Raw genomic sequence first — 23917 nt, forward strand, 5'->3', positions numbered from 1 at the left:
CGCCAGTTCCGCCGGGCCGGGCGTGTGCCGATGGCCTCGCCGGCCGAAACGCAACACGCCCGGAGCCCGGACCGCCAGTTCCGCCGGGCCGGGCGTGTGCCGGTGGCCCTGCCGGCCGAAACGCAACACGCCCGGAGCCCGGACCGCCGGTTCAGCCGGGCCGGGCGTGTGCCGGGGCGCTCCCCGCAGGGCGCCGAACGCAATCCCCTCGGCCCTCCGAACCCCCGCCACGTTCGGCGCCCGAGGAGACGCCCCGGCGCGCGCGCCCCCACCCGAACCGGCCCCCCACGAACCGCACCGCACGAACCGGCCCCCCACGAACCGGCCCCGCACCAGCGGCGCCGCCGACCGGCCCGGCCCAGCGGTCCCAGCGACTAGTACTGCAACCGCATGTGTGGGTCGTGGCCTCGGCGTTGGTAATGGCAGCGGCGGGCTCGGGCCTGGCTGCGGCGCCGGAAGCGTGACCAGTGGAGACGGTGCTCGTTGCTGTGGCAGCGGGGCGTGACGACGATGTGCCCGATCATCCGGCGGATCTCCGGGACGCTGAGGGGTATGAGGTCTTGCTCGTCATCTCCGCTGCCCCTTTTGCGGCTTCTGCGGCACGGATGGCCGTGAGGTAGGCCAGGACGGCCATGGCGAGGGTGATGTGCCGGTACCAGGCCCGGTAGAGCCGCACCTGGTAGTGATCGAGCCCGCATTCACCCTTCGCGGTCTGGAAGCATTCCTCCACCGCCCACCTGGCTCCGGCGGTCCTGACCAGGTCTTTCAGCCGGGAAGTGACGGGGCCGTAGCAGACGTAGTAGGCGATGTCGGTGGGGTCGGACAGGTTGCGGCGGGCGAGCACCCAGTGCCCGGATCCGCCCTCCCAGGTGGGCCGGATCGCGACGCGGGCCCAGTGGTAGATCCGCTGGCCGTGGGCGCCTGCTCCGGCGGAGATCCGTTTCCATGCCTGCTTCGGCAGGGCCGCGATCAGCTCGTCGACGCGGGCGTCGCGGCCGTCGGCGGTGATCACGGTGTCGTTGACCTTGGTGGCCAGCACATACGCGGCCTGGCGTTCTTCCAGCCAGGCGCGGAAGTGTTTGACCTGCCCGTATGCCTCGTCCGCGGTCACCCAGGCGAAGGGAACAGCCGCGTCGATGGCGCGTTGCAGCATCCACTTGAGGTGCTCGATCTTCGTGGCGAACGGCACGGTGTCGTCGATCCCGGCTGCCCGGCAGCGGTCGCGGTCGTCCGTCCAGGACTTCGGGACGTAGAGTTCCCGGTCGATCAGCGCCCGCCCTTTGGCGGATGCGTAGGCGAGGAAGGTGCCGATCTGGCAGTTCTCGGTGCGGCCAGCGGTGCCGGAATACTGCCGCTGGACCCCTGCTGACCTGGTGCCCTTCTTCAGGAACCCGGTGTCGTCCCCGATGAGCACGCCATCCTTGGCGCCGATGGTCTCCACGACGAAGTCCCGGACATCGTCCCGGACCGCGTTCTCGTCCCATTCGGAGTGATTGAGCAGGCGTTGCACACCGTCCGGGCGGAGCTGGCCGACCTGCTCGGCCAGCGTCCACCCGTTCTTCTTCTCTAGCGGCGCAAGCAGGCCCGTCATGTAGTCCAGAGCCCGATCACGTGGCTCCGACCTGCCAAAACGATGCCCGAACCGGGCATGCAACCCCGCTACACCCTCGGACCACGACTCGATCTGCTCAACCGTCAGCGATTCATCACACAGTCACAACAACGAGCAACCTCACCGACCGTCACGCCACATGCGGTTGCAGTACTAGGCCTGCGGGGACCGTGCGTCATAGCGGGCGAAGTTCCGCCACCGCAGCGCGAGCAGGCCCAGTACGAGCACGCACGCCAGCCCCCCGCCCGTGACGGCCACGGTCGGGGAGGTCAGGTCGGCGGTGCTCCCGGCGATGAAGTCCCCGAGGCGGGGCCCGCCCGCGACGACCACGATGAAGACGCCCTGGAGGCGGCCGCGCATCTCGTCGGGCGTGGCGGCCTGGAGCATCGTGCTGCGGAACACCATCGAGACGGTGTCCGCGGCCCCGGCGAGGGCCAGGAAGAACAAACCGAGCCACAGGTTCCGGGTGAGTCCGAACACGGCGATGGCCAGTCCCCAGCCGGCGACGGAGAGCAGGATCGCCAGCCCGTGCCGCTGGACGCGGCCCTGCCAGCCGGAGAACAGCCCGCCCAGCAGCGCCCCGGCGGCGATCGCGGCCACCATCAGTCCGACCGTCTTCGCGTCGCCGCCGTACCAGAGCGCGGCGGTGGCCGGGAACAGCGCCTTCGGCTGCGCCAGCACCATCGCGGCCATGTCGGTGAAGAAGGTCATCCGGATGTTGGGCCGGGTCCCGAGGAAGCGCAGTCCGTCGACGACGGAGGCCCGCCCCCGCGCCTCCTCTCCGCGGTCGGGCTTCATCGACGGCAGCCGCCACATCGCGTAGAGGGCGGCGGTGAAGGTCACGGCGTCGATCAGGTACGCCGACTGGTAGCCGCCGAGCGCGACGATCAGCCCGCCCAGTGCGGGCCCGACCATCGTCCCGAAGGTCATGGTCACCGAGTTCAGGGCATTGGCGGCGGGCAGCTGCTCGGCCGGCAGCAGCCTCGGGATCATGGCGGCCCGCGCCGGTCCCGTGAGCGCCCCGCACACCGCCTGGAGGGCGACGACGCCGTACAGGAACCAGACCCGGTGGTAGTCGAGCAGCGCGGCCCCGGCGAGTGCGACCGACAGGGCGGCGGCGCCGAGGGAGCTGTAGAGGCCGAGCTTGCGCCGGTCCACGGTGTCGGCGATGGCGCCGCCGTAGAGCCCGAAGACGACGAGCGGGACGAGCGAGAAGAGCCCGACGAGCCCGACGGAGAAGCTGGACCGGGTGATGTCGTAGACCTGGAGCGAGATCGCGAGGGCGGTCATCGCCTGGCCGACCCAGGAGATCGTGCCGCCGACCCACAGCCGCCGGTAGTCCGCGGACGTGCGCAGAGGGGTGAGGTCGGCGAATATGCGCCGCCGGGGGCGGGTGGGAGCTGTCGTCGGGGGCACAGGGGATCCTAACCGCCGGCCGTCCTGCACCCCGAGGGGTTATTCCGCCGCTTCACACACCGGCAACAGTCGCCCCATCCGGCCCCGCGGTCCCGCCGCGGATGGCCTCTTGCCGGTAACCCGCCACTATCACCTGACATTTGACTGAATCGACGTGCGCTCCTCGCCTCGTGTTCAGCTCATGATGAAAAGACTCGTATGTCCAGGGAGGCGTAGTGATCGAACCTGGCAACAGCACCACGAGCACCGGCACGACGCAGAACACGGTGCGCCCCACCGTCCCCCTCACCGTCGGCGTCGAGGAGGAGTTCCTGCTCGTCGACGCCCGCACGTTCCGGGTGGTCCCCGCCGCCCCGCTCGTCCTCGCGACGGCCGGCGGGCTGCCGGGCGAGCTGCACCCCGAGGGCACCCGCTACCAGGTGGAGCTGTCCACTCCGATAGCCCACTCGGCAGCTTCGCTGCGCGCCGAGCTCGCCGCCCTGCGGCGCACCCTCGGCCGGGCGGCCCGCGCCCACGGCTGCCGGCTGCTGGCCGCGCCCTCGCCGGTGGTCGCCGTGGAGGGTCCGCTGCACCTGACCGACGACGAGCCGCGCCAGCGCGAGCAGCACCGCCGCTTCGGCGCGCTCACCGACACGCTGGTCAGCTGCGGCCGCCACATCCACATCGGCACGCTCGACGTGGACACCGCCGTGGCGGTGTCCAACAGGATCAGACCGTGGCTGCCGACACTGATCGCCCTGGCGGCCAACTCGCCGTTCTGGGGCGGGCGTGACACGGGCCACGCCAGCTGGCGGGCGATGGCCTGGTCCGGCTGGCCCTCGGCGGGGCTGCCGCCGCACTTCACGTCCACGGCCCACTTCCGCCGGTCGGTACAGACCCTGCTCGGCTCCGGGGCGGCCCTGGACATCAAGATGGTCTATTGGGACCTCCGCCCGTCCGGGCACTGGCCGACGCTGGAAATCCGGGCGCCCGACATGTCCCCGAACATCGACTCCGCCATCCTCCAGGCCGAACTGGCCCGCGCGCTGGTCTCCACGGCCCTGCGCGAGATCGACGAGCACCGCCCCGAGCCGGCCGTACGGGACGACGTACTGCACCTCGCGCGCTGGCGGGCGGCCCACGACGGGCTGGAGGGCTTCGGGCTCGACCCGTACACGGGCGTGGAACTCCCCGCGGCCGACCTCGCGGAGGCCCTGCTGGACCTGGTCGCACCGGACCTGGCCGCCGCCGGCGACCTCGACCACGCGGCCAAGACCCTGGCCGGCCTCCTGCGCGACGGCTCGGGCGCCCACCGCCAGCGCGTGGCCTTCGCCCGCCGCCAGGACCTGACGGACGTACTGCGCCACCTCGCGGACGAAACGGAGGACTTCTAGCCGGGCACCGGGGAAACGCCGTCAGTCCCATACGTCGAGGCTCTGCCACCGCTCTCTGGAGGCAGAGCCTCTTGGGGTGCCCCGATCTCGCTCTCAGCCTCATGGAACGTCCCCGTCCCCCATACGCACCGGCTGTTTGGTGCGCTGACGAAGAAGAGGCTAACGTCCTGGTTCGCATAGGAATGTTCCTATAGAGCCTGTTAGGAAACCCGATGGCGAACGAACGGGTCCGTAGCCAAGACGCAGTCGATGTCGTCGTCGTCGGTTCGGGATTCGGGGGTTCCGTCGCCGCCTACCGTCTCGCCGAGGACGGCCTGTCCGTGGTGGTTCTGGAGCGCGGCAAGCCGTACCCTCCCGGCAGCTTCCCCCGCACGCCGGCCGCCATGGGCCGCAATTTCTGGGACCCGAGCGAGGGCATGCACGGGCTGTTCGACATCTGGTCGTTCCGCGGCCTGGAGGGGGTCGTCTCCAGTGGCCTGGGCGGCGGCTCGCTGATCTACGCCAATGTCCTGCTCCGCAAGGACGAGCGGTGGTTCGTGCACGAGTCACCGCTGCCCGGCGGCGGCTACGAGAACTGGCCGATCGGCCGGGGCGACCTCGACCCGCACTACGAGCGCGTCGAACGCATGCTCGGCGCCACGCGGTACCCGTACACCGACACGCCAAAGACCGTCGCGATGGAGGAGGCCGCGGACAAGCTCGGCCTGCACGCGTCGCGTCCGCCGCTCGCCGTCACGTTCTCGCCCCGGCCCGGCGAGGGGCCGGTTCCGGGAGCACCGGTCCCCGAGCCCGAGTACGGCAACCTCCACGGCCTGCCGCGCGACACCTGCCGGCTGTGCGGCGAGTGCGACATCGGCTGCAACTTCGGCGCCAAGAACACCCTGGACCACACCTACCTGTCGGCCGCGCGACACCACGGCGCCGACATCCGCACGCGCTGCGAGGTGCGCGGCTTCACGCCTCTGCCCGGCGGCGGCTACGAGGTCCGGTACGTCGTCCACGACCCGGCCCGTGAGGGCCGTCGCACCGCCACCAGCCGGCTCCCGGTGCAGCGGATCACCTGCAACCGTCTCGTGCTGGCGGCCGGCTCGTTCGGATCGACGTACCTGCTGCTGCGCAACCGCGCCGCGCTGCCTGGCATCAGCCAGGCCCTGGGCACCCGGTTCTGCGGCAACGGCGACGTGCTCGGGCTGGTGGCCAAAGCGACCGGCGGCGCCGAGGTGCACGGCCCCCGCACGATCGCGAGCAGTACGGGCCCGGTGATCACCAGCGCCATCCGCGTCGCCGACGAACTCGACGAGGACGGCCAGCCGGGGCGCGGCTTCTACATCGAGGACGCCGGCTACCCGGCGTTCGTCAACTGGCTCGCCGAGGCCACGCAGGTGCCCGGAAGTATCCGCCGCACCGCCGGGTTCGGCCTGCACCGGCTGCGGTCCCGGCTCGGGTTCAGCCCGCAGAGCAACATCAGCAGGCAACTCGCCCTGCTGCTCGGACCCGGAGTGTTCTCTGACTCGTCGCTGCCGCTGCTCGGCATGGGACGGGATCTGCCGGACGGCCGGATGGGCCTGCGCCGGGGCTACCTCGACGTGGACTGGACCACGCAGACGTCACGCCGCTACTTCGAGCGAGTCCGCTCGACCATGCGCGACATGGCCGAGACGCTCGGCGGACAATTCCACGACAACCCGCTGTGGTGGGCGCGCCGGGTGATCACCGTGCACCCGCTCGGCGGCGCCCCGATCGGCCGACATCCCGCGGAGGGCGTCTGCGATTCCTTCGGCGAGGTCTTCGGCCATCCGGGCCTGCACGTACTCGACGGCGCGGCGCTGCCCGGGCCGGTGGGCGCGAACCCCTCGCTCACGATCGCCGCGTTCGCCGACCGCGCCTGCGACCGCATCCTCGCGGAGCGCTCCACGCCGCGGGCCGCCGCGGCCGCACCCGCGCCGTTTGCGGACGTGGCCGCTTCCGCGAACGGTGAACGGCCCACCAGTCTCTCCTTCACGGAGGAGATGAAAGGACATGTCGCACTCGACGTCGGCGATCCCGAAGAGGGACAGGAGCTCGGCCGGTCCCTGAACCAGCGGCTTGTGTTCCGTCTCACGATCACCGCCGCCGACGTGGACCGCTTCGTCGTCGACCCGGACCACCCGGCCAGAGCCGCCGGCCACGTGGATTGCGACGTCCTGGGCGGTCGGCTGCCGGTCGAACGCGGCTGGTTCAACCTGTTCACCCGGGACGGCGACCCGAGTCTGCGGCGGATGCTGTACCGGCTGCACCTCCGCGACCCGGGCGGCAATCCGCTCACACTCGTCGGGCACAAGGAGGTGCACGACGATCCCGGCATCGATGTGTGGCGTGACACCTCGACGCTCTACTTCCGCCTGCTCGCCGGGCACGTCGTGCCGGCCGGCGACGAAACCGCCCCGGTACTCGGCGCGGGGATCGTCGTCATCCTGGTCGATGACTTCGTCCGGCAGCTGACCACGTTCCGTGCCGTCGGCCCGCATCCCCGGCGGGCACTGGAGAGCTTCGGCCGGCTCTTCCTCGGCGAGCTGTGGTCCGTCTACGGTTCGCACTGCATGCCCACCGAGGAGTCGACGTGAACGTGCGCGAGCTACGCAAGCTCTCCAAGCAGCTCGGCTTCACCCCGCAGGAGCAGGTGCGGTGGCTGGCCCCGAAGGAACTGGCTCGTACGGCGGTGAAGGCCGCGCTGGCAGCCGTCTTCGCCAACTACTCGGACAAGCGGGAGATCCAGGGCGCGCTCGACGAGGCAGATCTCCTGTCGGCGCCGCCGGACAAACCCGATGCCGAGGAGATCTGGATCGATTTCGTCGCCGACCTCGGTGACGGCTTCGACGCGACGAGCTCGGTGGCGTTCACCCTGGCGGCGCAGATGATCACCTGCGAGAACGGCGCGACGCCGCTGCCCCGGGGCTCGCTGCTCGTCCTCGGCGGCGACCAGGTGTACCCGGTCGCGTCGGCGACAGGGTACGAGGACCGCTTGCAGGGCCCGTACCGTGCCGCGCTGCCGGGCAACCACGAGACGGCGGCCGACCAGCCGCCCATGGTCGCGCCGCCGGGCAACCACGAGACGGCGGCCGACCAGCCGCTCATGGTCGCGCTGCCGGGCAACCACGACTGGTACGACGGCCTCACCTCGTTCCTCCGGATGTTCGTCCAGGAGCGGTCCATCGGCGGCTGGCAGACCCGGCAGAAGCGGAGCTACTTCGCCGTGCGGCTGCCGCAGCAGTGGTGGCTCATCGGCCTGGACAGCCAGCTCGGCTCGTACTTCGACGACCCCCAGCTGCACTACTTCCAGACCCACCTGTCGGCGAACCTGCAACCCGGTGACGGCGTGATCGTCTGCTCCGCCGAGCCCACCTGGGTAGAGAGTGCCGAGGACCGGAAATCCGATGCCTTCAACGCGCTGCACTGGTTCGACCGCAACATCATCCGGACCAAGACCGATCCGACGACCGGAGAGCCGGTGCCGACGGGCGCGTCGATCCGGCTGTGGCTGACCGGCGACAAGCATCACTACGCCCGGTATGCCGAACAGCTGCCCGGGGAGGACCCGGCCGGATCCGACGGCCTGCCGCCGGACCCCCGGCGGCGCCAGATGGTGACGTGCGGCATGGGCGGTGCGTTCCTGGCGGCGACGCACCGGCTGCCACCCGTGCTGCGCCTGCCGCCCGGCGACTCGCGGATGCGGTCCAAGGACGACCCGCCGCCGGCGTTCGCCCTCGCGCGGGAGACCTACCCCAGTGCCGAGGAGTCCCGCCGCATCGCCCGGCACATCGCGCTGCCGTGGAACCGGAACTGGCTGGTCTGGCGCAATCCGGGATTCGCCGCGCCCGCCGCGGGGCTGCACGTCGGGTTGTTCCTCCTCATGAGCTTCCTGTTCGCGCTGGCGGAGGGCGCCCCGCAGCCCGTCGACGCAGTACGCAGGGCCGGTGTCGGTGACATCGTCGGATTCGTCGCGATCGTGCTCTTCGCGGAGCTGGTGCTGGTCGTGCTCGGCTGCGCCGCCCGGCTGATCCGCAAACGTAAGCTCGCCGCACCGTCCCGCACGACGACCGCCGTCCTGCTCCAGCTCGCGGTCGCGCTGGTGGCCCTGGCCATCACCGTGGCGATTCCGTTCCCGCCCGCCTGCTCCGGGTGGATTGTAGTGCTGGCGTGCCTGTTCGTCGCCGCCCTGACGGGCGCGGCCGTGGGCTCCGAGGCCTTCGCGCTGTGGACGCTGTCGGTACACGACGGTGTGGTCGCCGAGTGGCCGATGTCCGGCCAGTCGATCGAGGACCACAAGGGGTTCGTCCGCATCCACATCGCGCAGTCGGGCACCCTCACCCTCTACCCGCTCGCGCTCGACGGCATCTGCCGCGACTGGGACGTACAGGACCTCTCCGCCGGCGGGATGCGGCCGGTGCCCCGGAAGCTGCCAGCCGTGAGGCTGATCGAGGCCCCCATCGTGATCGATCGAGAGGCGGCACGCCCATGACCGGCGCTCCGCAGCCGGACCCACCGACCCAGCCCACGACCCGCCGTGACCACGTAACCGAGGTCCAGCCGCTGACCGCGCTCGACGGCAGACCCCTGACTCTGGTGCACGTTCAGGGCAGGCACCCACCGACCCGCGGTCCGGTCCTCGTCGTGCACGGTGCGGGGGTGCGGGCCGAGCTGTTCCGGCCGCCGCTGCCCCGCACGTTCGTGGACGCCCTGATCGACGACGGCTGGGACGTCTGGCTGCTCAACTGGCGCGCTTCGATCGACCTCGCCCCGATGGCCTGGACGCTTGATCAGGCGGCGGCGTACGACCATCCCGCCGCGGTGGCCCATGTGCTGGCCGCCACGGGCGCCGAGCGGCTCAAGGCGGTCGTGCACTGTCAGGGCTCGACGTCGTTCATGATGGCGCTGACGGCCGGGTTGCTCCCCCAAGTGGAAACCGTGGTCAGCAACGCGGTGTCGCTGCACACGGTCGTGCCCCGCCTGTCGACGTTCAAGATCGGCTACCTCGCGCCGGTCATCCGCCACGCGCTCCCGTACCTTTCGCCCGGTTGGGGAGACCGTCCGCGGGGACCGCTGCCCCGGCTGCTGGTCTGGTGCGTGCGCGCGACACATCCGGAGTGCCGCAATTCAGTCTGCCGGATGGTCAGTTTCACGTACGGTAGCGGCTGGCCGGCCCTGTGGTCCCACGCGAATCTCGATGAGGCGACGCACGACTGGATCCGGGGCGAGTTCGCCGAAGTGCCGATGACGTTCTTCGAGCAGATGAACCGGTGCATCCGGGCCGGCCACCTGGTGCCGACGGACGGCATCGAGTCTCTGCCGCGGTCCTTCGTCGCGCAGGCGCCGAGGACCGACGCACGGATCGTGCTCCTCGCGGGCGAGGACAACCACTGCTTCACGGCGGAGAGCCAGCGACGCACCTTCGACTTCCTGCAGAGGCACAGGCCCGGCCGCGACAGCCTGCACCTGCTGCCCGGCTACGGCCACCTCGACGTCTTCATCGGCCGCCGCGCGGCGGTGGACACATACCCGGTGATCCTTGAGGAGCTCGCTCGATGAAGCGGATCCCGTCCCTTGCCCGGATGGGCATGTCGGTCATGCCATCGCCCGTCCCGCGCCGCCGGCGCCGGCTCTCCGGACGGCACGCGCTGGTCGACGACATCCCGTTCGATCTTCCGGTCGACTAGGTCGACACGCCTGCCCTGATGGCCGGGTTCCCCGTGGATCTCGCGGCGGCGGCGGCCCGGCTGCTGCCCGGTGGCGAGCTGCATCCGATGGCGCTCCCGGCCGGAAAGGGGCTGCTCGTCATCACGGTGGTCAACTACGTCCGCACCGACATCGGCCGGTACATCGAGTACTCCATCGCGATCGCCTGCACACACGGCAGCCGGTCGGCTCCGCCACTGCTGCCGGGGCTGCCATGCGGCGCGTTCGGCACCGGGCAGCACGCCGTGGACCTGCCGGTGAGCAGCGAGGTCTCCGTGAAGGGCGGCACCCGCTGCCGCGCGACCCGGAGTTCATGGCCGGACGGATCTCGGCGGACGCCCTGGTGGCGATGGGCTACCGAGACGCGTGGGATTACCTGGACAGCGCCGAGCCCTCGGGCGTGGCCAAGGACCCGACGTGTACGGCGATGCGGGACGCGCCCCGCGGAGTGCGGTTCCGGGAGTGCATGCGGGGCGAGATCGGCGGCGCCACCTCACCGGGAGCGCGCCTGGTGGGCCACGTCGACCACGAGCCTTGGGGCGGGCGGGCGTTGCTGGCCGACGGGCGGATCGAGTCGGACAACGGCGGGCTGACGTACGTCGCGCGCGCCAGGCCGAACGGAACATGGCAGGAGGTGTGAGCCCGGGCGCGAGCTGGCCGACGACCAGGGTCTGGACCTGTGGTCCGTCGCCCGCACCCTGGCCTTCTCGGCGGGCGACGGGAGTGCGGGGGAACTCGGCATGGGGCTGCTCGACGCGGCCCGGACGCTGGCGTCGGTGGAGCCCGTTCGGCGCGCACGGCTTCCGGGACCATGTCGAGGCGGCCGCCGAACTGGCCAGGGTCGGCCTAATACTGCAACCGCATGTGGCGTGACGGTCGGTGAGGTTGCTCGTTGTTGTGACTGTGTGATGAATCGCTGACGGTTGAGCAGATCGAGTCGTGGTCCGAGGGTGTAGCGGGGTTGCATGCCCGGTTCGGGCATCGTTTTGGCAGGTCGGAGCCACGTGATCGGGCTCTGGACTACATGACGGGCCTGCTTGCGCCGCTAGAGAAGAAGAACGGGTGGACGCTGGCCGAGCAGGTCGGCCAGCTCCGCCCGGACGGTGTGCAACGCCTGCTCAATCACTCCGAATGGGACGAGAACGCGGTCCGGGACGATGTCCGGGACTTCGTCGTGGAGACCATCGGCGCCAAGGATGGCGTGCTCATCGGGGACGACACCGGGTTCCTGAAGAAGGGCACCAGGTCAGCAGGGGTCCAGCGGCAGTATTCCGGCACCGCCGGCCGCACCGAGAACTGCCAGATCGGCACCTTCCTCGCCTACGCATCCGCCAAAGGGCGGGCGCTGATCGACCGGGAACTCTACGTCCCGAAGTCCTGGACGGACGACCGCGACCGCTGCCGGGCAGCCGGAATCGACGACACCGTGCCGTTCGCCACGAAGATCGAGCACCTCAAGTGGATGCTGCAACGCGCCATCGACGCGGCTGTTCCCTTCGCCTGGGTGACCGCGGACGAGGCATACGGGCAGGTCAAACACTTCCGCGCCTGGCTGGAAGAACGCCAGGCCGCGTATGTGCTGGCCACCAAGGTCAACGACACCGTGATCACCGCCGACGGCCGCGACGCCCGCGTCGACGAGCTGATCGCGGCCCTGCCGAAGCAGGCATGGAAGCGGATCTCCGCCGGAGCAGGCGCCCACGGCCAGCGGATCTACCACTGGGCCCGCGTCGCGATCCGGCCCGCCTGGGAGGGCGGATCCGGGCACTGGGTGCTCGCCCGCCGCAACCTGTCCGACCCCACCGACATCGCCTACTACGTCTGCTATGGCCCCGTCACTTCCCGGCTGAAAGACCTGGTCAGGACCGCCGGAGCCAGGTGGGCGGTGGAGGAATGCTTCCAGACCGCGAAGGGTGAATGCGGGCTCGATCACTACCAGGTGCGGCTCTACCGGGCCTGGTACCGGCACATCACCCTGGCCATGGCCGTCCTGGCCTACCTCACGGCCATCCGTGCCGCAGAAGCCGCAAAAGGGGCAGCGGAGATGACGAGCAAGACCTCATACCCCTCAGCGTCCCGGAGATCCGCCGGATGATCGGGCACGTCGTCGTCACGCCCCGCTGCCACAGCAACGAGCACCGTCTGCACTGGTCACGCTTCCGGCGCCGCAGCCAGGCCCGAGCCCGCCGCTGCCATTACCAACGCCGAGGCCACGACCCACACATGCGGTTGCAGTACTAAGGCGCGCTCTGCGGACGCACTGACGGCGAGCTGGAATCTCCCGTCGGCGACGGCCCAGGGACGCGGCTCAGCCCCTGGCGCGGCCGGCGGCGGGGGGAGTACTCCGGCGTTTCGGCCCGGTCTGCTCATACCGCCCCGGGACAGGCCCGCCGGACCGCTGTCCAGCAGCACCGCTGGCAGGTCGAGCCGGGGCCGGTTCTGCGCTGATCACCGTGGTGGACTGGGTGACGAGCCGATGGAAGAAGCCCTGCCTCCCGTCCGGTGAGGGCCGTCCACCGCTGCCGGACGGCTTCTCTCGCGGCGACGAGCGCGACGACGCGCGAGGCGGCCGGGACGAGGAAGGCGTCAATGCCACCTGGCAGACGGCGCTGCCGTGACCATTCGAGGCCTCCCGCGCATGCTGTTCCCCGAGCGGGTCTCCCGGCGGACGCTCCGTCCGCGGGTGCCGTCGAGCTGCTCCTGGAATCGGCGATCTCGATCACCGCGGGATCCTGCTGAGTGCGGCATCCGGAGTGGGGCGTAAGGGTGAGACCCGGAAGACCGAGGCCGGCGGTGACGATCACTACAGCCCGTACGCGCGGCCAAGACCGCGGCCCCTCGTCTCAGCGGATTCGCCGAGAGCCCACTGGCGAACACCGGGCCGCTCGTGGGTGACCTGAACGCGATCCCCAAAGAGGTCGCGTGCATGAAGAGCTATGCGGCCGACCCCGCCAACAACATGGTCAACTACCCGCCTGTGATCGGAGCGCCGGAGCACACCGACGCGATCCACAGCGGTGTCTACCCGTGCGCCACGTGGACCGGCGACTCCAAGGGCCCCAACCAGGTCTTCTCGTACAAGTCGGAGTCCAACTACCCGGGCGGCATCGTCTTCGTCACCTTCGGAGGACCCAACGACGCCTACCTGATCGCCGGGAGCAGCGGGCTGGAGGTCTACGCGCCCGGACCGTACGTGTCGAAGTTCAACCCCTCGACCGGCCGGGAGATCTGGCGTCAGCCGCTGCTGAACATCAACGTCAACGGCCAGTGGAACCCCGCCCCGAGCATGGCCGTGGGCAAGGAGGGCGTCTACGCGGCTTTCGGCCCGCACGTCTACCGGCTCGACCCCGTTTCGGGGGCGATCCTCGCCCACGAGGAAGTGCCGATGCTCGACGGGCCGCAGACCGACGCCAACTTCGACGGGTTCCACATCGTGCCCGACGCGCAGGGCCACATCCTGATCAAAACCCAGAACCGCGTACCCGGATGCCGCACCTACGGCAACTTCGCGCTGGGCGCGTGCCCCGGGGCCCCCGACGCCAACCCGAAGACGACCATTGCGGTTCTCGACCCGGTCACGCTCGCGGTCGTCGACGAGATCAAGCTGAGCCAGGCCATCGTGGCCCGGACGATCGTGACGACGTACAAGGGCAAGATCTACGCCTACCTCTCCGGGACCAAGACCCTCATGCACGTTCGGTGGGACCCGGAGGCGAAGAAGCTCACCGAGGACACGTCCTGGGCGCCCGCGTACCTGCTGGAGGGCCAGGGCCCGGGGGCTGCCCCCGCGGCGGTCGGCAAATGGATCATCGCCAACTCCAACGCCAACCCGTCGAAGACGGTTCCCATCTGCGCCTTCGCGGTCAGCCAGGACGACCCGAACGTCTCCAGCCGGCTGTGTCCGTGGGGCGAGAAGATGCCGGTCCGCGGCGCGAGTACGAGCAACACCCTGGCCTCCTTCTCCACCGACCCCGAGAACAGCCTGATCTTCATGCAGGACTGGCTCGTGCCGGGCATCTGGGCCGTACACATCGACCAGACAACCGGTGAGATGAACGTCAAGTGGCAGCGCGAAGACATCACCATGGGTGACTACTTCGTCGCGATCGGGCCGGCCGACCAGCGGGTGCTCCTCACCCAGAACGTCATCGACAACACGCCCGCGAAGGCATACGCCGAGGACTCCAACTACCAGGAAACCCTGATGTGGCTGGACGAGAAGACCGGTAAGACCCTCGCCCAGGGCGATGCCTCCCCCGCGACGACCTCGGGAAGCCTGATCAACATCGGCTACGGCGGCCGCGTGTACATGATGGGAACCCAAGGCTCCCTCTTCATCTACCAAGTGGCCTCCTGCAAGGGCGGCGCGTACATCCCGAAGTCCATCGGCGGGTCAACATGCCCGAGCCCCTCAACGGGGTCGCCGTCATCGTCTCCGTCTCCCAGCGGGTAGCCGGGGATGGATGTGCGTGATGAGGTCCCAGCACTTAACGTCGTGGGCCGGTCACGAAGTGGCTGTCTGTACGAAGCCGCTCCTCAATCGATCTTGGAAGGTGCAGGCCGAACAGGCTACCCGCTTGGGCGATCTTCCGGCGGTGCGGGCATGAAGACAGGGCCTCTTGGCAGCTCGGGGGTGCGACCCGCCAAGCAGTGCCAGGAGGGCTTGGCCGGCGACTCCCAAGCCCGTCAGGACTACCGGGACGAGGTGGCACGAGGGGCGATTCCAGCCCTGCCGGTCTGGGCGGGCGAGGCCGTCGGCCAGTACGGGCCTTCCCCGTTCCGAGTGGCGCAGGAAGTCTCCGTACACGTTTGCCGGCGAGGCTGCGGAGCGCGTCGCGGTGGATCATCGTCCAGGCGAACCGGGCGCGGAGCCGCGTGACGGCTTGCTCGGCGCCCGGCACCCGCGACCGGCTCAGGTGCGGATGTCCCGCTGCTGCACGTCCTTGAGGACACTCGCCACGGCTGCGAAGTCGTTGTCCACGTGGAGCACAGTGTGGCCATGATGGACCGCGGTCGCGCACACCAACAGGTCGATCGGCCCGGCGGCGCGGTGCTGGCCGCGCTGGGTGAGCTTGTACTGGGCAGTATCCACCCAGCGCCACGCGCTCTTCGGCACCGCGGACAGTGGACACAACGCGTCCAACTCCTCGGCCAGCTCATCCCTGTGGGAGGGGCTGGTGGCCGAGTACAGGAACTCGGCCCTCGTGGGCTCGCAGACACGGAACACCCCGGCCGCGATATGCCCCTCCCAAGGCTGCAGCGCCCCTGGAGTACGGAACAGATACCAGAGCGCAGAAGTGTCGAGCAGGTAGGAGATCACTCGAAGGTCGCCCGCCGCGCCTGCTTCGCGGCGTCGTATGCGGCAGCGGCCTGCTCAAACTCGCCCCGCGCCCCGCGGGCAGCCAGCTTCTCCGCGGCCTCCAGCCGCCGCACCCGGTTCACGTAGTCCCTCAAGGCTGCATTGACCGTCTCCTTCTTCGTCGTGACGCCCATCAACCGCATGGCCTCAGCCAACGCCTCGTCATCGAGATCGATCTGGGTCACCGACACAGCAACCACCTCCCTGAGGGCAATGTATGCATCCACGATACATCGCCAACATTCATCGCGGCAGGGAACGACAGATCCCCGTCGCCGGATGAAGACGGAGGCCCGGTGATTCAGATGCGCGACCGGCCACCATCGGCGCGTTCGAGATGGAGGTTCACAAGGAGGAGATCAGCCCCAGCCCAGCCGGCCACGGGGTCCGACTCGGGCACCCGGCGGCGAAGGCGCCCCGCTTACAGCGAACCCGATCCGGTCGGGTGAGACCCGCCTCAACCGGACCACGCTTCAGGCCCTTTGGGCTACATCCGACATGACGGACACCAGCGTCCACAGCGCGTCCTGTCGATCATGAAACTTTGATCGACGGGAGTCATCAGACTCCCCAGAGCTTCCGGCCCTACCAGCTAAGACGCTGGTCAGAACGTTTCTGCTCCATCAAGCGGTGGTGGGGCGGGTGGGACTCGAACCCACGGCCGACGGATTATGAGTCCTCTTGGGATCTTGGCGGCCCTTGCGCATCAACGCCGATTCGTGACGTTTTCCCAGGTCAGATGACATGCGCTGCGCCTGCCCTTTCCGGTCTTTGCCGGTCTCTTCCTGTCCTTGTGTCCCCGTAGCGTCCCCTTGGCGTCCTCTGCACGTCCTCGCGCGGCGCCCCGGGCTCCCCCCCGATTCGGGAAGCCCACGGTCAGAGACGGGCGCCAAACTCCCGAGCAGCGGATTCCACTTCCAACGCGAAGAGGCTCCACCCCCTCAGTTCGAGGGGGTGGAGCCTCATGGCCTGCTCGGCCTCACGTCCCGGTCAGCCTATCTCGAACGACTCATGCGTGGCGAGTCCCGTCGGCTCAGCTGGTGCTGGACGCGGCCGGTGTCCGGCGACGGGACCTGCGGGGTCGGGCCGGCGCCATCTCCACTTCTTCGGCCACCGGTGTCGGCGTACGGGCTGTAGTGCAGAGGTGTGTACGGGCTGATGTGCAGAGCTTGATCCTGTGTCAGCTGGCCGCAGTGATGCCGCCTTCGATGGCTGTGAGGCGGTTCTTCAGGCGGTAGCTGGCGCCGTTGATGGCGAGGATCTCGCAGTGGTGGAGTAGGCGGTCGATGATGGCAGTGGCCAGGACGTCGTCGCCGAAGACCTGACCCCACTCACTGAAACTCTTGTTCGAGGTCAGCAGGGTGGAGCCCTTCTCGTAGCGCTTGGAGAGCATCTGGAAGACGAGGTTTGCCTCGTCACGCTCCAGCGGGAGGTAGCCGACCTCGTCCACCACGAGAACGTGAGGCCGCAGGTAGGTGCGGAGTTTGCTGGCCAGGCGGCCGATGGAGTCGGCGGCCTTGAGCTGGCGGACCATGTCGTCGAGGGTGGTGAAGTAGATCGAGTAGCCGGCCCGGCAGGCGGCGACAGCCAGCGCGACGGCGATATGTGTCTTGCCGACCCCGGGCGGGCCCAGCAGCGCGACGTTGGACTTGGCCTCGACGAACGCGAGGGTGGCCAGGTCCTTGACCTTCCTGGGGTCGAGTTCGGGCTGGTAGGAGAAGTCGTACTCCTCAATCGTCTTGTGGTGTGGCAGGCGGGAGACCCGTAGCGCGTGGCGGAAGCGGCGTTCTTCACGGACGGCAAGTTCTTCTTCCAAGACCAGGTCGAGGAAGTCGAGGTAGGCCATCGACGCGGCGTCGGCCCGGCCGACGTGCTCGGCCAGGGCCTCGGTGAGGTGGGGCAGGCCGAGTTTGGTGGCGGTGGTGCGGATCCGGGCGGTGACCAGCTCGCTCAACGCATGTCCTTGGGGTCGATGGGGGCGGGGTTGAACGGGCGGGTGCCGGCGATCTGGTCGTAGAGGGCCAGCGGACGGGTGCCGACGTGGACTTGCGCGGCTCTGGCCCGGGTCAGCAGCGAGATCAGACCGCCCGGTTCCTCGGCGCCGGAGCGGGCCGGCCTGCTCACGGGTGGCGGAAGGTCGGTGGTGGTGGCGCGGGTGTGTCCGTCGGGCAGGGCCTTCCAGTGGGCCTCATCCACGATCCTCGCGCTGCGTCCGACCGCGCGGGAGTGCACGGCCAGCAGCGTGATGCCCTGCGCGTCGGGCACGGTGGAATGCAGGGCCACGGTGCCTGCGGAGGCTCTGACCTCGACGAGCTGGCGGTGGCGGACCTTGGTGGCGGGCACCGAGTAGAGGTTGGCGTCGAAGGCGACCAGGCAGTCCTTGGCCACGTGTCGCAGGTGCCGATCGGCCACGATGTAGGGCTTGGCGGGCAGCGCCCGCAGCGCGGCGTGATCCCGCTTGGCCCGCACGCCGATCACCTCGCCGTGGGTGCGGTGCGTACGCGCCCGGCGCTGGGGCACCCAGGCCATGAACGCCCCGTCCATGTCATCCAGGCTGGAGAAGGACCGCCCCGCGAGCACATGATCGCGGACGATGAGGACCTGGCGCTCGACGCGGCCCTTCCCCGTCGGCCGGTAGGCGGCCAAGACGTCGATGTCGAAGTCGTAGTGCCCGGCGAACGCCACGGCCTCCGGATGCAACGGGACCGCCTCGCCCGGGGCGACGTGACGGCGCACGACAGTCTTGGTCCGGTCGTAGACGATCACCCCGGGCGCCCCGCCGAAGTGCGCGAACGCCCGCCGGTGGCACTCGAAGAACGATGCCAGATTCTGGCTGGTGGTGAAGCAGCAGAACGGATCTCGGGAGTAGGACAAGGTCATGTGGAAGGAGTAGACCTTCGGGATGCCGACATGGGCCAGGATGTTGCCCTCGTCGCCCCAGTCGACCTGGGCCTGGGCGCCGGGCACCACCTCGAAGCGGCGGTGCAACTTCGCCAGCTCGCGCGGGGTATATCCCAACTCCTCGGCGATGCGGGGTCGGGCCTGCTGCACGTACATCTTGACGCGCTGGTAGTGGTGCGGGAAGGCATACTGCTCGACCAGACGCTCATGGATGACCGCGGCCTTCAGCAGCACCTCAGCCCGTAGCCACGCATCAATCACATGCGCCCACGGCTTGATCACCTGGTTGCCGAGATCCGAGCGCGGCGCCGGAGCCGGCGGAACCGGAGGACCGTCGCTCTCCAGATACTTCTTGACCGTACGCCAGTTCAGACCGGTCTCCCGAGCGATCTCCGAGATGCTCGCGCCCGCCTCATGCAGAGCCCGGAAACGCCGCAGCTCCAGCCACCGCCCCGGTTCCAGCAACATCCGACAGGCCCTCCTCGACGCTTCACAAGATCAGCGTCAGGCTCCTCTCATCGAGCCGGGCCCCACCCCGACACGCCGAGTCACCTCTGTAGATCAACCCGTACGCACCTCTGCATCAGAGCCCGTACGCCGACAACCGGTTCCTGCACCTCCCCTTCGGTCACATCGGGCCCAGCCGCGGGCTCATCGACCGTCGTCGGTTCATCAGTGGACGCGGGGGCCGATGCATCCGACTCAGGGCCGGGGGCGGCGTCGATGGGGGGCTTCGCAGGCGCCTCCTCGCCGGTCGGGCCTTCGTCGGCGTTGCGGCTGCGGTTGCCCTGCTCTGCGATGGCGTCGGCGAGTGCGTTGTTGAAGGCGTCCTCCCAGGGGCGGTGGCCTACGTAGCGGGGCTTGAACTCGAAGGCGGGGAGGAGGTCGTTGGTGATCTTCTCGAGGATGAGGTCCGCCGGGTCGGTGTCCTCGGCGTCGATGAGGGAGATGGCTGCGTGGTAGAGCTGGCCGTCGAGCAGGCCGAGGGTGGGAGGTTCGCCTTCGCCGGCGGGCTTGGCGTTTCCGATGATCCACAGCTGGACGAAGGCGCCGCCGAAGATGGGGCGGAAGCCCAGGACGCGGCCGTCCGGGTAGCCCAGTTCGGCTGCGCCGCCGACGAGGACCGCGTTGCGGATGGTGAAGCCGATACCCAGGGCGTTGCCGACAGTTTCGGCGACCTGCCGGGTGGCTTCGTCGTTGATGAGCACTTCGGTCTCCAAGAGGTCGTACGGGAGGGCCCGCCCCGGGGAGGGGCGGGCCCGCGGGTTGGGGTTAGAGCTCGGAGTAGGTGCCGGTCTGGTCGCCGAACCAGAAGCCGATGTAGTCGTCGACGATGCCGGCGAAGCGGCTGGCGGGGGTGTTGCGGCCGTAGGCGGTCTCGATGGCGTCGATGGGGCCGCGGTGGGGGTGGATGAGCGCGAGGTGCATGGCGACGTCGCCGTCGCGGTTGGGCGCCAGGCGGGCCTTGACGCGGCGGATGTCGCCGTCGCTGGGGGTGATGAGGATGTTGTCGCCGATGATCGTGTAGCGGTCGGCGTGGATCTGGACGGCGACGGCCTGGTTGCGGTTCATGTGGTTCCCTCCCTTTCGTTAATTCTATTCTATATGCATTCATGAGGGGCGCAAGAACGTGTCACAAGAAGTTTCACCAGGTCAGAGCCCTATGCGGCACCCGTCAGGCCAGCTTCCAGACGGCGGATGCGCGCCAGGAACTGAGCGCCCTTCACCATCCAATCCCGGCGCTCATGCGACTTCCGATACTCGGTCGCCGCGCGAACGTACGGGTCACCTTCGACCAACGTGTCGGCACAGGCCACCAAGACGTGCGGGCCGAGATCCCACAGGATGGCGTTGACGGCAGCGCCGGCGGCGGCCAAGGGGTCGACGTCCGTCATGGCCCAGCCGAAGTCATGGGGGTTCATCCCCCGGTCGCGCAGGCACTGGGCCGCGGCGCGATACATCCCTCCGGTGCCGCTGCACGGGTCGTTGAACTTCATCCCCGGGGTCGGCGGCTTGTCGGTGAGCAGCATGCGCGCCATCAGGTCGCTGAGCTCGGGCGGAGTGTGGAACTCCGCGAGCGCGTCGCGGGCCCCGTGGGACCTCATGACGGTGATGACCGCGCCGAGCACATCCGCGTCGGAGTTGCCTCCGGCGTCTCGGGCTGCGCTGGTGAGGTGGAGCAGGCCGCCGGTCAGGGCGGCGCGGGCGGCCGCGCGGACGGCTTGGATGCGGTTGCGCTCAGGGCGTTCGTCGTCGAGCCAGCCGGAGAGGACGGCAGATCGGTCGATGAGGTCGGGTCGCCGGATCCACCAGTAGGTCCAGCACTCCCGGAGGGCAGCGAGGAAGTCGTCGTCGCTCAGGTCGAGCCACCAGTGGGCGGCCAGGGGTGCGTCCGGCCCGCGCAGCGGCCAGAGGGCGAGGGCGGCGATGACACCTACGGGTATCTCGATCCGGTTGCCGCCCTGGGCTCCATACCAGGCGGCTTCGACGGCTTCGGCAATGTCGTGTGCGGCGTGGTGGGGGTTGCGCTGGAGGGGTACGTAGCGCCGGTTCGACGGGCGGGATGCGGGCGGGGTCGGCTTGGCGGCCTGGTGCGGGCGGCGAGTCGGGATGGCGATGGTGACGGGGGCAGGCGGAGGGGGCAGGTCGGCGAGCGCAGGACGAAAGGTGGCCGGCGGGGTGGGTGCGGGAGCCTTGCGGGGCTGGTCTTCGCTGAACAGATCGAGCTGCATGTGGTCTCTCTCGTTGAGGTGAGGGCGGCCGGGCCACAGCCGCCCTCACCTGGGGGCTACTGGTGGCCGAGGGGGCGGGTGGCGGGGCTTCCGTTCGCCACGAGCTGGCCCCACAGGCGAGTCATCTCGCGGAGGGCGTCTTCCTTGGTGGGGGCGTTGATTGCGGCGACGGCGAGGCTGTCGTCCTCGATCTGCTGAAGCCGACTGTCGTGGGCGGCACCCCCGACCGGCGGCCGCTCGACGGTCACGGGGCGGATGGTGTTGCCGTCTGCGCGGAAGATGACCCACCAGATGGGGCGGGGAGGGTAGAGGGCCAGCACCGCGGCGAGGTGGGCCTGCGCCTCGCTGGCCAGGCGGGGGACGGCGTCGGCACCGCCGAGCTGCAAGGCGAGGTCGAGCAGCTGAGGGGCGGCGAAGTAGCGCAGCAGGTCCCGGTAGTGGGTGAGCGGGAGGTTCGCCAGGCCGTCGGGGCTGTCTCGCCAGCTGCGGTCAAGGGCCTTCTCGATGTTGCTCAGCGCGGCCTTCAGGTGGTGCTCGTCCGGCTGGTGAACGAAGAGAAGTAGGGCCATGGTGCCGAGGTGGTGCGCGTGGGTGGGGATGGAGGCGGGTTCGTGCCGCTTCACGGTGACTCCTGGATGGGTGAGGCCCACCCACCCTCCCTGACGTCTATTCTATAGGCATTCAGGGCAAGGGTGGGCGGCGTGCGGAAGGGTGCGGAGGGGGTGAGCCGCAGGGCGTCAGGAGCGTTCGCGGGCTCGGATGTAGGCGTACGCGGCGACGATGAGGATGTCGATGCCGATCCAGCCCAGGAGGCCGAGGGCGATCTGCTGGAGGGTCACTGGACGCCTTTCGGTCGGATCAGGCCCCGGGCGGCCGGCGGCGGCCGCCCGGGAGCGGGGGTCAGCCGCGACGGATGAGGGTGTTGCACAGGGCCCGGAAGATGACGGCGGCCGACTCCAGCTCACCGGAGACGTGCGGGCGGTCAGCAATGGGGATAAGGAGTTCGACGAGCATGTCGACCACCTCGTCGGCGAAAAGGCCCTGCCAGTCGGCGTCGGCGGAGCGGAGCATGCACTCGGCCGCCTCGGTGAGAACTTCGTCGATCAGGTCGACCAGCGCCCCGACTTCCGGGCCATTGAGTCGGGCGTCGGCGTGCAGCTTGGTCTCGACGTCCTCGCGCCGATAGGTGCCGATCATCGTGCGTACCTCCCCTGATATTGGAAGGGCTCCCCCCTTCCTCCTGTTTCTATTCTATATGCAACCGACGGGTCGACAAAGATCGCCAGGCAGAAAATTCACCCGAGGACAGATTTATTTGCCCTGGTCAGAGGCCACAAGCTCCCGGATGTGGAGGGCGAGCCGGGGGCTGGCGGCCACCTCTCCGATGCGCATGTCGGGGCCGACGAGCCGTGTGTGGTCATCGTCCTGGAGCACGCCCTGGTCCACCAGGCCATCCAGCAGCGCCTTGAAGCTCGGGTACCAGTTGGCCGGGTCGCGGCGCCGGCGGTCCTGCGGGTGGAATACGCCTATGACGTGGGCCCGGTCGAGCTTCGGCAGGCCGCGCGAGGCGAAGCGCGCGGCCTGCCGCAGGGCGCGGGTCTTCTGCGCGCGCTGATGGTGGTGCAGCCGGTCGTTGGCGTTCAGCAGGTCCAGGCCCGTCGGGAGGCGGACAAGGAAGCGTCGGCCGGGCAGGCCGTCGAACCAGTCCTTCTCTGTGGCTCCCGCGTCGGGCAGGTCGGCCGGGGCCTCGTCCTCGCTGGCGGGCGCGTAGCCGGTCAGCCTCGGCTTGCCGGTGCGGGTTCGTGCGGTCGGGTGCAGCGACACGGTGAGGATCTCTCGGCGGCGCTTGCCGGTGTTGGCGTCGACGACGACGGCGCGGGCGTCGCCTTCGGTGTAGCTGACCACGCGCAGCCGGACGTCTCCCAGGTCCACCGGGTGGCAGGAGACGAAAGTCCGGCCGGGCCAGATGTGGGTCATGGTCAGCTCCTTGCTGCTGAGGGGGGTAGACGGAGGGCGGGTTCTGGCCCTCCGTCTGGGTGTCTCAGGGGGTTTCGCTGGTCGGGATCGCGGTGGCGGCTGGCCCGGTGAACGTGGCGCACAGTGCGCCGGCGCGTACGAGTCGCAGTGCCAGGGAGCGTTCCGCGCCCTGTGGGTGGGCGGCGTACCCGGCGCAGATGGAGCCAGCGCCCGTGCCGAGGGTGTCGTGGCAGACGATGTGCCCCTCGCCTGCGATGGCTTGGGCGATGAGCCGGGCGAGGCGGCCGGGCGCCAGGTGCATCAGGTTGCCGGGGCGGAAGATGCACGTGGTGCATCGGTCGGCGCAGATCCGTACGGTTCTGGTCTGCGGGTCAGCGACAGGGTCAACATGTTCTGTCATCGGGTGGCAGGTTCCCCTTCGGGTTGCCGCCCCGGGATTGGCCCGGGGCGGCCGTGGAGCAGGTCAGGCGGCGTCGGCGGTGACGGCTCGCCCTGCGGGGTCGTCCGCTTGGTGAGCGGTGGCCTCGATGGCGACGCCGGCGTATGCGCCGTAGGTGCGTCGGATGAGCGTGTTCGGGTACGCGCTGGAGGGCCTGGTGTGGGAGTCGGGGTTCTCGCTGCCGATGAGGTTGGCCCACCGCTCGTACGTGCCGGGGGCGGGCTGGTCGAAGTAGAGGTGGACGCCGATCGAGTGGGCGTCCGTGTCGTCGAAGACGGGGCCAAGGTCGATCCGAGGAACCGGAAGGTCGGGGTTGGCCTGGGCGATCAGGGCTATGGCGGCCACGGGGGCGAGGAGGTCGCGCATGGTGAGGTCAGTCAAGGTCGCTCCTTGAAT

Annotated in this window: 23 protein-coding genes; 9 read left to right on the forward strand and 14 right to left on the reverse strand. The window is 69.6% G+C overall.

Annotation, left to right across the window (positions count from 1 at the left end):
• Positions 1 to 520 precede the first annotated feature (520 nt).
• Positions 521 to 1684, reverse strand: coding sequence for an IS701 family transposase (locus OG332_RS14200; RefSeq protein WP_327419120.1), 1164 nt, complete (start codon positions 1682 to 1684; stop codon positions 521 to 523).
• An 81-nt stretch (positions 1685 to 1765) separates the two neighbouring features.
• Positions 1766 to 3028 (reverse strand): MFS transporter, encoded by a 1263-nt coding sequence (locus tag OG332_RS14205; protein WP_327413820.1) that lies wholly within the window; start codon positions 3026 to 3028, stop codon positions 1766 to 1768.
• A 215-nt stretch (positions 3029 to 3243) separates the two neighbouring features.
• Between OG332_RS14205 and OG332_RS14210 the strand changes: the two genes are divergently transcribed.
• The 9 genes from OG332_RS14210 (at position 3244) to OG332_RS14250 (ending at position 14566) form a co-directional block, all read left to right on the forward strand.
• A complete protein-coding gene (locus OG332_RS14210; protein ID WP_327413821.1) occupies positions 3244 to 4401 on the forward strand; it encodes a carboxylate-amine ligase in 1158 nt (385 codons plus the stop codon).
• 212 nt (positions 4402 to 4613) lie between these two features.
• Positions 4614 to 7004: an FAD-dependent oxidoreductase gene (locus OG332_RS14215; RefSeq protein WP_327413822.1), complete on the forward strand. Its 2391-nt coding sequence runs from the start codon at positions 4614 to 4616 to the stop codon at positions 7002 to 7004.
• The gene (locus tag OG332_RS14220; RefSeq protein ID WP_327413823.1) at positions 7001 to 8899 is read left to right on the forward strand and encodes a hypothetical protein; all 1899 of its coding nucleotides are present in this window, start codon (positions 7001 to 7003) and stop codon (positions 8897 to 8899) included. Before OG332_RS14215 ends, OG332_RS14220 begins: the two co-directional genes overlap by 4 nt.
• The gene (locus OG332_RS14225; RefSeq protein ID WP_327413824.1) at positions 8896 to 9966 is read left to right on the forward strand and encodes a hypothetical protein; all 1071 of its coding nucleotides are present in this window, start codon (positions 8896 to 8898) and stop codon (positions 9964 to 9966) included. Before OG332_RS14220 ends, OG332_RS14225 begins: the two co-directional genes overlap by 4 nt.
• Positions 9963 to 10094, forward strand: a complete 132-nt coding sequence (locus OG332_RS14230; protein ID WP_327413825.1) for a hypothetical protein — start codon at positions 9963 to 9965, stop codon at positions 10092 to 10094. The genes OG332_RS14225 and OG332_RS14230 overlap by 4 nt, the downstream gene beginning before the upstream one ends.
• A 332-nt stretch (positions 10095 to 10426) precedes the next feature.
• On the forward strand, positions 10427 to 10753 hold the full coding sequence (locus OG332_RS14235) for a hypothetical protein (protein ID WP_327413826.1): 327 nt from the start codon (positions 10427 to 10429) through the stop codon (positions 10751 to 10753).
• A gap of 291 nt (positions 10754 to 11044) precedes the next feature.
• Entirely contained in the window at positions 11045 to 12208 is a 1164-nt protein-coding gene (locus tag OG332_RS14240) for an IS701 family transposase (RefSeq protein ID WP_327419097.1), read from the forward strand.
• Between the two features lie 370 nt (positions 12209 to 12578).
• On the forward strand, positions 12579 to 12731 hold the full coding sequence (locus OG332_RS14245; RefSeq protein WP_327413827.1) for a hypothetical protein: 153 nt from the start codon (positions 12579 to 12581) through the stop codon (positions 12729 to 12731).
• 308 nt (positions 12732 to 13039) lie between these two features.
• Complete coding sequence (locus OG332_RS14250; protein WP_327413828.1) at positions 13040 to 14566, forward strand: hypothetical protein; 1527 nt, start codon at positions 13040 to 13042, stop codon at positions 14564 to 14566.
• A 459-nt stretch (positions 14567 to 15025) separates the two neighbouring features.
• Here the strand turns inward: OG332_RS14250 and OG332_RS14255 are convergent, their stop codons facing one another.
• The 12 genes from OG332_RS14255 to OG332_RS14310 all read right to left on the reverse strand — a co-directional run bounded on the left by OG332_RS14255 (position 15026) and on the right by OG332_RS14310 (position 23902).
• Entirely contained in the window at positions 15026 to 15433 is a 408-nt protein-coding gene (locus tag OG332_RS14255; protein ID WP_327413829.1) for a PIN domain nuclease, read from the reverse strand.
• The gene (locus tag OG332_RS14260) at positions 15430 to 15663 is read right to left on the reverse strand and encodes a type II toxin-antitoxin system VapB family antitoxin (protein ID WP_327413830.1); all 234 of its coding nucleotides are present in this window, start codon (positions 15661 to 15663) and stop codon (positions 15430 to 15432) included. The genes OG332_RS14255 and OG332_RS14260 overlap by 4 nt, the downstream gene beginning before the upstream one ends.
• 989 nt (positions 15664 to 16652) lie before the next feature.
• The gene (gene istB, locus OG332_RS14265) at positions 16653 to 17426 is read right to left on the reverse strand and encodes an IS21-like element helper ATPase IstB (protein WP_327411911.1); all 774 of its coding nucleotides are present in this window, start codon (positions 17424 to 17426) and stop codon (positions 16653 to 16655) included.
• A complete protein-coding gene (gene istA / locus OG332_RS14270) occupies positions 17423 to 18841 on the reverse strand; it encodes an IS21 family transposase (RefSeq protein ID WP_327411910.1) in 1419 nt (472 codons plus the stop codon). The genes istB and istA overlap by 4 nt, the downstream gene beginning before the upstream one ends.
• 80 nt (positions 18842 to 18921) lie before the next feature.
• A complete protein-coding gene (locus OG332_RS14275; RefSeq protein ID WP_327413831.1) occupies positions 18922 to 19593 on the reverse strand; it encodes a hypothetical protein in 672 nt (223 codons plus the stop codon).
• A 52-nt stretch (positions 19594 to 19645) separates the two neighbouring features.
• Positions 19646 to 19945, reverse strand: coding sequence for a hypothetical protein (locus OG332_RS14280; RefSeq protein ID WP_327413832.1), 300 nt, complete (start codon positions 19943 to 19945; stop codon positions 19646 to 19648).
• An 89-nt stretch (positions 19946 to 20034) separates the two neighbouring features.
• Positions 20035 to 21105 carry an N-6 DNA methylase gene (locus tag OG332_RS14285; protein WP_327413833.1) on the reverse strand — a complete coding sequence of 357 codons (1071 nt, stop codon included), beginning with the start codon at positions 21103 to 21105 and terminating at the stop codon, positions 20035 to 20037.
• Positions 21106 to 21161: 56 nt separating this feature from the next.
• Positions 21162 to 21728, reverse strand: a complete 567-nt coding sequence (locus OG332_RS14290; RefSeq protein ID WP_327413834.1) for a hypothetical protein — start codon at positions 21726 to 21728, stop codon at positions 21162 to 21164.
• Between the two features lie 277 nt (positions 21729 to 22005).
• A complete protein-coding gene (locus OG332_RS14295) occupies positions 22006 to 22302 on the reverse strand; it encodes a hypothetical protein (protein ID WP_327413835.1) in 297 nt (98 codons plus the stop codon).
• 114 nt (positions 22303 to 22416) lie between these two features.
• The gene (locus tag OG332_RS14300; protein ID WP_327413836.1) at positions 22417 to 23082 is read right to left on the reverse strand and encodes a hypothetical protein; all 666 of its coding nucleotides are present in this window, start codon (positions 23080 to 23082) and stop codon (positions 22417 to 22419) included.
• 64 nt (positions 23083 to 23146) lie between these two features.
• Entirely contained in the window at positions 23147 to 23482 is a 336-nt protein-coding gene (locus tag OG332_RS14305; protein ID WP_327413837.1) for a hypothetical protein, read from the reverse strand.
• Positions 23483 to 23545: 63 nt separating this feature from the next.
• A complete protein-coding gene (locus OG332_RS14310) occupies positions 23546 to 23902 on the reverse strand; it encodes a hypothetical protein (protein ID WP_327413838.1) in 357 nt (118 codons plus the stop codon).
• Between the last annotated feature and the right edge of the window lie 15 nt (positions 23903 to 23917).

This window comes from Streptomyces sp. NBC_01233, from assembly GCF_035989305.1.
Taxonomy (GTDB): Bacteria; Actinomycetota; Actinomycetes; order Streptomycetales; family Streptomycetaceae; genus Streptomyces.

Bases quoted from the DNA above. Each gene is read 5' to 3' on its own strand.
- OG332_RS14215 (WP_327413822.1), top strand. From the start codon at position 4,614: ATGGCGAACGAACGGGTCCGTAGCCAAGACGCAGTCGATGTCGTCGTC.
- OG332_RS14235 (WP_327413826.1), top strand. From the start codon at position 10,427: ATGGCCGGACGGATCTCGGCGGACGCCCTGGTGGCGATGGGCTACCGA.
- OG332_RS14285 (WP_327413833.1), bottom strand. From the start codon at position 21,105: ATGCAGCTCGATCTGTTCAGCGAAGACCAGCCCCGCAAGGCTCCCGCA.
- OG332_RS14225 (WP_327413824.1), top strand. From the start codon at position 8,896: ATGACCGGCGCTCCGCAGCCGGACCCACCGACCCAGCCCACGACCCGC.
- OG332_RS14230 (WP_327413825.1), top strand. From the start codon at position 9,963: ATGAAGCGGATCCCGTCCCTTGCCCGGATGGGCATGTCGGTCATGCCA.
- OG332_RS14250 (WP_327413828.1), top strand. From the start codon at position 13,040: ATGAAGAGCTATGCGGCCGACCCCGCCAACAACATGGTCAACTACCCG.
- OG332_RS14300 (WP_327413836.1), bottom strand. From the start codon at position 23,082: ATGACCCACATCTGGCCCGGCCGGACTTTCGTCTCCTGCCACCCGGTG.
- OG332_RS14305 (WP_327413837.1), bottom strand. From the start codon at position 23,482: ATGACAGAACATGTTGACCCTGTCGCTGACCCGCAGACCAGAACCGTA.
- OG332_RS14295 (WP_327413835.1), bottom strand. From the start codon at position 22,302: ATGATCGGCACCTATCGGCGCGAGGACGTCGAGACCAAGCTGCACGCC.
- istA (WP_327411910.1), bottom strand. From the start codon at position 18,841: ATGTTGCTGGAACCGGGGCGGTGGCTGGAGCTGCGGCGTTTCCGGGCT.
- OG332_RS14280 (WP_327413832.1), bottom strand. From the start codon at position 19,945: ATGAACCGCAACCAGGCCGTCGCCGTCCAGATCCACGCCGACCGCTAC.